The organism is Streptomyces sp. NPDC058086 (genome assembly GCF_042885015.1).
Classification (GTDB): domain Bacteria; phylum Actinomycetota; class Actinomycetes; order Streptomycetales; family Streptomycetaceae; genus Streptomyces.
Genome location: NZ_JBHVST010000113.1, coordinates 26,466 through 33,640 on the forward strand (window position 1 = coordinate 26,466; position 7,175 = coordinate 33,640).

Annotated in this window: 8 protein-coding genes and 1 pseudogene; 6 read left to right on the forward strand and 3 right to left on the reverse strand. The window is 68.3% G+C overall.

What is annotated here, in order from left to right:
• Positions 1 to 115: 115 nt before the first annotated feature.
• Both ACFVWD_RS48095 and ACFVWD_RS48100 read left to right on the forward strand, forming a co-directional pair.
• A complete protein-coding gene (locus ACFVWD_RS48095) occupies positions 116 to 271 on the forward strand; it encodes a hypothetical protein (RefSeq protein ID WP_389604707.1) in 156 nt (51 codons plus the stop codon).
• A gap of 149 nt (positions 272 to 420) precedes the next feature.
• Positions 421 to 1,352 (forward strand): IS5 family transposase gene (locus ACFVWD_RS48100; RefSeq protein WP_389604709.1). Its coding sequence is split into 2 segments (ribosomal slippage): positions 421 to 753 and positions 756 to 1,352, totalling 930 coding nucleotides; the frame shifts between segments, so codons are not numbered across the junction.
• Between the two features lie 514 nt (positions 1,353 to 1,866).
• On the opposite strand, the pseudogene ACFVWD_RS48105 reads toward ACFVWD_RS48100, so the two are convergent.
• From ACFVWD_RS48105 to ACFVWD_RS48115, 3 genes and pseudogenes are all read right to left on the reverse strand, one after another.
• Positions 1,867 to 2,302, reverse strand: a pseudogene (locus ACFVWD_RS48105) (flavin reductase family protein).
• A gap of 369 nt (positions 2,303 to 2,671) precedes the next feature.
• Positions 2,672 to 2,851 carry a hypothetical protein gene (locus ACFVWD_RS48110; protein WP_389604710.1) on the reverse strand — a complete coding sequence of 60 codons (180 nt, stop codon included), beginning with the start codon at positions 2,849 to 2,851 and terminating at the stop codon, positions 2,672 to 2,674.
• A 117-nt stretch (positions 2,852 to 2,968) separates the two neighbouring features.
• Positions 2,969 to 3,478 (reverse strand): SDR family oxidoreductase, encoded by a 510-nt coding sequence (locus tag ACFVWD_RS48115; RefSeq protein ID WP_389604719.1) that lies wholly within the window; start codon positions 3,476 to 3,478, stop codon positions 2,969 to 2,971.
• A gap of 268 nt (positions 3,479 to 3,746) precedes the next feature.
• Between ACFVWD_RS48115 and ACFVWD_RS48120 the strand changes: the two genes are divergently transcribed.
• The 4 genes from ACFVWD_RS48120 to ACFVWD_RS48135 all read left to right on the forward strand — a co-directional run bounded on the left by ACFVWD_RS48120 (position 3,747) and on the right by ACFVWD_RS48135 (position 7,111).
• Complete coding sequence (locus tag ACFVWD_RS48120) at positions 3,747 to 4,091, forward strand: hypothetical protein (RefSeq protein WP_389604711.1); 345 nt, start codon at positions 3,747 to 3,749, stop codon at positions 4,089 to 4,091.
• Between the two features lie 50 nt (positions 4,092 to 4,141).
• Complete coding sequence (locus ACFVWD_RS48125) at positions 4,142 to 5,107, forward strand: LLM class F420-dependent oxidoreductase (RefSeq protein WP_389604713.1); 966 nt, start codon at positions 4,142 to 4,144, stop codon at positions 5,105 to 5,107.
• Between the two features lie 7 nt (positions 5,108 to 5,114).
• On the forward strand, positions 5,115 to 5,804 hold the full coding sequence (locus tag ACFVWD_RS48130) for an HAD family hydrolase (RefSeq protein WP_389604715.1): 690 nt from the start codon (positions 5,115 to 5,117) through the stop codon (positions 5,802 to 5,804).
• Between the two features lie 746 nt (positions 5,805 to 6,550).
• Positions 6,551 to 7,111, forward strand: coding sequence for a hemerythrin domain-containing protein (locus tag ACFVWD_RS48135; protein ID WP_389604716.1), 561 nt, complete (start codon positions 6,551 to 6,553; stop codon positions 7,109 to 7,111).
• Positions 7,112 to 7,175 lie beyond the last annotated feature (64 nt).

Sequence of the window (7,175 nt, forward strand, 5' to 3'; positions counted from 1 at the left end):
GACGCGCGATTACCTGGCATCCGAAGTGCCCTGGGAGAGAGAAAGGAAACCGGTCACAAGGAGGTGGGGGGTCTCAGGCCGCGCCGCGCATGACCTGGTCACGCTTCGCCAGCGCGTGGAGATCGGGTTTGACGGCCTCGCGGTCGACGACGGTGTCGAGGACGGGGCCGGGAGTCCTGAGCGTGTCGCTCAGGGAGTACCCGCCCTCGCCGCCGGGCAGCCGCGCGTCCAGCGAAGAACGGTGAAGCTCTCCGGGGCCTCCAGCCGATGAGGAGGTCCTCGTGTTGGCCGCTGCGACGGGGAACGGTAGCGGTGGGTCTGGGAGCGGTGATACGGCGCAGGCGCCCACCGTAGGGGCACCAACTAGGACATGTCCGGCCGATCATGTGACTACTCCGTTCCCAAGTCGTTGAACTGGGCATGGGGCGGGGCGATCTGACGGACGCCGAGTGGGAACGGCTACGGCCGTTCCTGCCGGTCAGCAGCAGGCGTTGTGGCCGGTGGCGGGATCACCGGCAGGTGATCAACGGGATCCTGCACAGGGTGCGGACCGGAGTGCAGTGGCGTGACCTGCCCGAACGGTTCGGCCCGTGGGAGACCGTCTATGAACGCCACCGGCTGTGGTCGGGCGACGGCACTTGGGAAGTTCTGCTCCGACAGGTCCAGGCGGCGGCCGATGCGGCGGGTGAGATCGACTGGGACATCTCCGTGGACCCCACCATCGTCCGCGCGCATCAGCACGCGGCCGGCGCCCGCATCGATCCGCCACCGGCACCCGCCGCAAAGGGGGCCGAAGACGTGGAACACCAGGACGAGACACCGTGGCAGAGCCTCGTCGGCCGCCTGGTGGAGGTAGTGCTGGAGGCGAGGGCCTGGGCCGTTCACGCGGCGGGTTCACCAGCAAGCTCCACCTGAGTGCGGACGGCCGCTGCCGCCCGCTGTCTCTGATCGTCACCCCAGGTCAGCGTGCGGACTGCACCCAGTTCATCGCCGTGCTGGAGAAGATCCGCGCCCCCAGGTCCGGCCCGGGAAGGCCGCGCTCGAAACCGGACAGTCTCGCGGCGGAGAAGGCATACAGCAACGGTCCCGTCCGCAAGTATCTGCGGCGACGGGGTATCCGGCACACGATCCCGGAGAAGACGGACAGTCAGGCCGCCCGTCTACGCAAAGGCTCGCGCGGTGGACGGCCACCCGGCTTCGACGAGGACCGCTACAAGAAGCGCAACATCGTCGAGCGGGCGATCAACCGTTTGAAACGGTTCCGGGCGATCGCCACTCGCTACGACAAGCGCGGCTACGTCTTCCTCGGCACCGCCATCGCGGCGAGTGTCGCAATCTGGCTCCGCACATGAAGCTACGCAGCCCAGCAGTAGACACCGTGACTCCTGCGCCGGGCACTGCTGACGAGAACAGCCAGATCACCCACGATCGCGTCGGCGATATCCGTGTCGATGACCTCGCCGTCCTGCCCGCGCTGCGCGGCCCACGACGCAGCGGCGTCACGCAACTTGGGCGCTCGGCGCCGGCGAGTGCGACGGACAGGCGAGGCGAGACCGCGAAGATGACGCATCCGTCATCATCCTGTCCGGCGACGATGCGAGGCTCACCAGCTTCGACGAATTCCTCGAAGCTGCCGCCGACAAGAAGGCATTCCCACTCGACCACTGCCTCTTCGGATCGAAGTTGCCGAGAGAGAGCGACTCGAATGCCCGTCCTGGTCCGGTCTGAAGTGCCGAAGCCGCTGACGTGTCGTCCGACGCCACGAAGAACTTGACGACGATGCTCACCAGCGCATCATGCCTCACTGCCCACGATCGTGATCGGCCGGACAGGTCCTAGGAGGGGCTTCACACTCGTACTGATGGGTCAGTTCGCCGGGTGGCCCGGGGTGATGTCATGGGTGTCGTTCAACGTCAGCACAGGGGTGCGGTTGCCTGCGAGTTATCTGCCGCCTCCGGAGCGAGAAGGAAACCGACGTGGTCGCCGCCGTCGATCCGGTTCTCCACGCGACCGACGAACCAGGCGGGGGCCTCGTCGAGGATCACCGATTCGCCCGGTCCTGGGTGCCACGGGGCGTCGGTGAACTTGTCGGTGCGGTCGCCGGTCTGGCCGCGAAGAGCTGGGCCAGTCGGTCCTGGTCGCGGCGGAGAAGAAGGACGGCGAGTCGTTCGGCGTGCTCGGCCACCCGGTATGTCCGGTTGGCCTTGGACAGCCAGATCATGAACCGGGCGGGCCGAATCGAGCACTGCGAGGCGAATCCAACCAGGCGGCCAGCCTTTTCCCCGTGAGCTTCGGCGGTCACGACCTACATCGGATAGTCGAGCAAGGCGGTGAAGGGGTCGAGATCGATCACGGTACTTGGTTCCGGCCTCAAGAGATCGGACGTCGGGTAAGCGTTCTGGCGTGATGTCGCGTTTCGTGTCACTAGAGCGTCACGCGCCGCCTGAGCACGACGAAGTCCCGGCCTGGGGTACGCGGATTCCCGGGGCAGCCACAGATTCAGCGATCAAGGCCGCGACCTACACGGATGAATTATCGGCACTCGCAGAGTTCCGTGGCTGTTGCTGAGTGGGCATCATGCGCCGTGAGGGGCCCGCGCGTACGCGGTGTGGCTGTCTCGTGACACGACGAAGCCCCGGCCTGGAACGGCGGCCGGGGCGGGTGCGCGAGCCTAAAGCTGACTTGACCGCTCAGAAGTGGCCCGGTTGTTGTGCCGTCGTCGTGGACCGTCAGGCGTGCGAGTTCCGACGAGCTGAGCCAGCCACCCATGGTCGTCAGGGGTCAGGCCACCGGGTCGGGTCTGCTCGATCCAGGCCGCAGGAACGGGGCGCACGCCGCAGGTAGCGATCACCCGGTCGTACGGTGCACCTTTGGCGTAGCCGAGGAGGCCGTCGCCGCTGACGAGCGGGGCTGTTCCAGCTGCTTAGTCGGGTAGCCGGGTCACGTTGCCGTGACCCGGCTACCCGACTTAATACGCCAGCTCCCCGATCCCCCCATCAACCCGCAGCGCCGTGCCCGCGGTGTAAGCGGACTCATCCGAGGCGAGGTACACGGCCGCCTTCGCCAACTCCGTGGCGGTTCCCAGTCGGTGGAGGGGTACGGTCTGCCGGAGTTCCTCATAGAGGGCGGCCTGGCGTTCGGGGCCGAGGGGGGCGAACGCGTTGGTGACGGTCGGACCCGGGCTCAGTCCGTTGACGCGGATGCCCCGGTCCTTCAGCTCGTAGGTCAGGCCCCGCCTGTAGGAGAGCAGGCCCGCCTTGGCCGCGCCGTAGACCGTCGCGTTCTCGTGTCCAATGTAGGCGGAGACCGAACCGACGAGGATGACCGAGGACTGCTGCGAGAAGAGCGGCAGCAGGTCCCTGATCAGGAAGAACGGCGACTTGAGATTGGTCGCGACGAGCCTGTCGAACGCCTCCTCGGTCCATGCGTCGAGCGGTAGTTGGGTGACGTCGGCGGCGTTGCTCATCAGGACGTCGATGGACGAAGTCCATAGCGAGCGTGCGCCTCGTCAGGCGACTCGGCCGTCGGCATCATCGTCGACCGCAGGGGTAACCGCGTCTCACACCCACCCTGCCCGAGGAAGCGAGGACGGTCACGAGAGGAGCCCTGCCAGGAAGCCGCCGGGAACAGTGGGGAGTCGCGATGAAGCCGAGCCATGGTTCTCGCCCCCGCAGCAGCCCGGGCTGCCCACCATCACTGCTGAATCTGTGACCCTGCGAAAAGCTTGCCCAAGGAGAGTGACCACGATGGCCACCGTGTCCCTCGCCGGAGCGTCCAGGAAGGACGCTGCCGCGGTCTTCGGCGTCCTGCGGACGGCGTTCCCGACCGACAGTCCCTCCTCCGATGTGCCCCGGGAGCAGCCGGCTGACCACCCGGCCGTGTGGACCGCGGAGTTCGAGCCGACACAGGAGCGGATCCCCACCGGTCCGATCCCACTGAAGGGCTCGGTCAGCGCCACCCTCCAGGGCGGCTACGTCGCCGTGGACCAGCTCCGTGAAGCCCTGAGTGCCGCGTTCGCCGTGCGGGAGCGGGGCACGGCGTCGGGCGATCAGGAGAAGGAAGTCGACCTGAGGCTCGGAACGAAGCGATGACGAGCCGGAGGACCGTATTCGCGTAGGTGACCCACGAGGAGATGAGTGGCATGGTGCAGATCGGCTACACGATGATGACCGAGCAGACCGGCCCGCGGGAGCTGGTCGGCCATGTGGTGGGCGCCGAGCGGGCCGGTTTCGACTTCTCCGTCATATCCGACCGTTACTTCCCCTGGCTGGAGTCGCAGGGACACGCCTCCTACGCGTGGAGCGTGCTCGGCGCCGCCGCGCAGGCCACCGAACGCATCCCGCTGATGACGTACGTGACCTGCCCGACGACCCGCTACCACCCGGCCGTCGTGGCCCAGAAGGCCGCTACCGTGCAACTCCTGTCCCAGGGGCGGTTCCGCCTGGGCCTCGGCTCCGGGGAGAACCTCAACGAGCATGTAGTGGGCCGGGGTTGGCCCGCCGCGCACGTCCGGCTGGAGATGCTGGAGGAGGCGGTGGAGATCATCCGCTCGCTCTTCGCGGGGGAGAACGTCAACCACCACGCTGCCCACTTCGACGTGGAGAACGCCAGGTTGTGGGATCTGCCCGACGCGTCCCCACCGATCGGTGTCGCAGTCTCGGGCGACCGCTCCTGCGAACTCGCTGGTCACCTCGCCGACTTGGTGATCGTTACCGAACCCAGGCCGGAACTGGTCGCCGTGTTCGACCGGTACGGCGGCGCGGGCAAGCCCAGGGTCGGCCAGCTGCCCGTCTGCTACGACACCGACCGCGACGCGGCGATCGCCCGCGCCCACGACCAGTTCCGCTGGTTCGGCGGCGGCTGGCCGGTCAACTCCGAGCTGCCCGGACCCGCCGCGTTCGCGGGCGCCACTCAGTTCGTACGGCCCGACGACGTGGCCGAGCCCATTCCCTGCGGCGACGACGTGGACGCCGTCGTCGAAGCCGTGCGCCCCTTTGCCGACGCCGGGTTCACCGAGGTCGCCCTCGTACAGATCGGCGGGGAGCACCAGGAGCCGTACCTGGAGTGGGCCGAGCAGAAGCTGCTGCCAGCCCTCCGCGAACTGTGAGCGTGCGATGACCACGAAACGTGCTGCGATCTTCGACGTCGACGGAACGCTCGTCGACACCAACCACCTGCATGTCGTGACCTGGTGGGAGGCGTTCCGGCAGGCGGGACACCATGTCCCCATGCGGGAGATCCACCGGGCCGTGGGCCTCAGCGGTGGCGACCTGCTCGACCACCTGCTCGGAGACGACCGCGACCCCGACGAGGACAAGCAGCTCGCCGCGGCCCACCATGCCCTCTACGCCACGTACTTCGAGCGGTTGCCGCCGCTGGACGACGCGGGTGACCTGCTGCGCGCACTGGCCGGGCGGGGCTGGAAGATCGTTCTGGCGACCTCGGCGAGCGGTGCGGAACTCTCCGCGCTGCGGAGTGCCATCGAAGCGGACGACGTCATCCTCGGGGCTACCGGCGCGGACGACGTCACCGACGGCAAACTCGCCCCCGAACCCGTCCAGCAGGCCAGGGAACTGGCCGGCGTACCCAGCGAAAGAGCCGTGTTCGTTGGCGACACTGTCTGGGACATGGAAGCCGCCGTACGCGACGGAGTGGTCCCGGTGGCGGTTCTGTCCGGCGGGATCCCGCGCGCAGAGCTGGAGGCGGCCGGTGCCCACGCCGTCTACTGGGATCCCGCCGACCTCCTCGGATGCCTGGACTCCAGCGTCTTCGCCGACCGGGCCGGGGACGCGGAGGGCCGCTAGTCCGGCCGGGACCGCTTCGTCGACTTCATCGTCCGCCACCACTCAGGCCATCAGACGCTCCGCGCGCCCCTGCGCCGGATGCACACAGCCGTCGAACACCATGCGGGCCATCTTGACGACGAGCCGACCGTCCTCCTGGCGGAGTGGCGCGACGGCCACAGGACGGGCCCACGCCCTGACCCGTGGCGCACTCGGCGGGGCTGCACCAGGTTTCGCACTGGGCCCGTTGGACACTCGGGACGAGAAGGAGAACGGGGGCAGTGAAGGACGAACCGGACCTCAACAGGCTGGACTCGGAAGGAAGATGATCCGCCGTGACTGCGGAAGTCAGCACCCCGACCGCTGTTAGCCGCCCCGAAACGGGCTGGGCGAGGGCGCGCCGTCTGTGCGGGCGGGGCATACGCACCTGTATGCGCGCGACGCTCGACAACGATCCGGGACGGTTGCGGCACAGGGACGATTGGAACGTCGTAAGGGGCGAGGACTGACCGCCGTCATACGGACACTCGGGGACCGCTGGACCCGTCCCCCCGCCATTCGGGTGTGTCCTAGCAGGCGACAGCAGCTGCCGCCATGACCGGGGCGGCTTGGTCGCCGGCTGGTTTCCCCGTCCGTCCGGAATGACGGAGGCGCACGACCGGGTGGATCTCACGTGAGGGGGCGCCGGGTCCAGTCGGATCGGGAACCACTGACAGCTGGGCGGGACCGTCCCGGCCCAGGCATGACCAGCGAGAGGCGGACAGACGATGGTGCATGGCGGAGACGCGCTTGCGGAGCTGATGACCGACCACCGGGAGGTCGAGGAGATGTTCGCCGCGATCCAGCGGATGACGGGCGGGGGGCAGGAGCTCCGTGATCTCGTGGACGAGGTCACCATCGAACTGGTGCGGCACTCGATCGCCGAGGAGGAATACCTGTACCCGGCGGTGCGCAAGCACATCGAGGGCGGCGACCGGATCGCGGACAAGGAGATCGCGGACCACGGCCGGGTCGAGAAGCTCCTCAAGCAGTTGGAGAAGACGGACACCGAGGACCCCAAGATGAGCCCGCTGCTGCAGCAGCTCATGGACGAGGTTGCCGCCCACGTCGAGGACGAGGAGCGCAACCTCTTCCCGATGCTGCGGCAGGCTTGCTCTCCCGAGGCCCTGAACGACCTCGGGGACAAGATCCGCCGGGCCAAGTCTTTGGCCCCGACGCGCCCGCACCCCGCCGCTCCGAACACCCCGCCCGCGAACAAGCTCCTCGCTCCGGGCGCCGGCCTGGTGGACCGGGCCCGCGATTTCATCACCGGCCGCGGCAAGTCCTGACCGCCGCCGGGCCCACAGCGAAGCGAGCTGTCATCCGGGCCGGGACCGCACACGTGCGGTCCCG

Bases quoted from the DNA above. Each gene is read 5' to 3' on its own strand.
- ACFVWD_RS48120 (WP_389604711.1), top strand. From the start codon at position 3,747: ATGGCCACCGTGTCCCTCGCCGGAGCGTCCAGGAAGGACGCTGCCGCG.
- ACFVWD_RS48125 (WP_389604713.1), top strand. From the start codon at position 4,142: ATGGTGCAGATCGGCTACACGATGATGACCGAGCAGACCGGCCCGCGG.
- ACFVWD_RS48130 (WP_389604715.1), top strand. From the start codon at position 5,115: ATGACCACGAAACGTGCTGCGATCTTCGACGTCGACGGAACGCTCGTC.
- ACFVWD_RS48135 (WP_389604716.1), top strand. From the start codon at position 6,551: ATGGTGCATGGCGGAGACGCGCTTGCGGAGCTGATGACCGACCACCGG.